Annotated in this window: 2 pseudogenes; one reads left to right on the top strand and one right to left on the bottom strand. The window is 68.0% G+C overall.

Annotation, left to right across the window (positions count from 1 at the left end):
* Window positions 1-266 (top strand): annotated as a pseudogene (locus tag A5624_RS01665) (hypothetical protein); the annotation flags it as partial.
* 1 nt (window position 267) lies between these two features.
* Here the strand turns inward: A5624_RS01665 and A5624_RS01660 are convergent.
* A pseudogene (locus tag A5624_RS01660) lies at window positions 268-562 on the bottom strand (hypothetical protein); the annotation flags it as partial.

Below are 562 nucleotides of genomic sequence, written 5' to 3'. Positions count from 1 at the left end.
ACGGCACCGTCGACTACGAGGGCGCCACCATCCCGGTTCCGGTGGACGACCAGACCCTGCAGAAGATCTGCGAGATCACCGACGGCCAGTCGTTCCACGCCGACAGCCTGGACTCGCTGAAGAACGTGTACTCGACGCTGCAGCGCCAGATCGGCTACGAAACCGTGAAGGGCGACGCCAGCCTGGCCTGGATGCTGCTCGGCGCGTTCGTCCTGGCCGGCGCCATCCTGGCCGGGCTCCTGCTGAACCGCAGGCTGCCCGCCTGAGTCAGCTGGGCAGGCGCCGGTTGATCAGCAGTGCCAGCGCGGTCGCGATCAGGGCGGTCAGCACGGCCAGCCGCAGCCAGCCGGAGCTGCCCGGCCCCGGCACCGTGCGGTAGCCGATCTCGTTCTCGATGGCGTTGTAGCTCTTTTCCAGCTCGCCCAGGGTGGTGGCGGTGTACGACTGCCCGCCGGACAGCTTGGCCACCATCTTCATCTGGTCGGTCGAGACCGGGACGGCGATGCGCTGCCCGTCCATCTCGATCTCGCCGCCCTTCGTCCCGAACGAGATCGTCGAGATC

Source organism: Mycobacterium sp. 1482292.6 (genome assembly GCF_001672995.1).
GTDB lineage: Bacteria > Actinomycetota > Actinomycetes > Mycobacteriales > Mycobacteriaceae > Mycobacterium > Mycobacterium europaeum_A.
The sequence above is the reverse complement of the archived record's forward strand: the minus strand, read 5'-3'. Positions and strand labels throughout refer to the sequence as shown.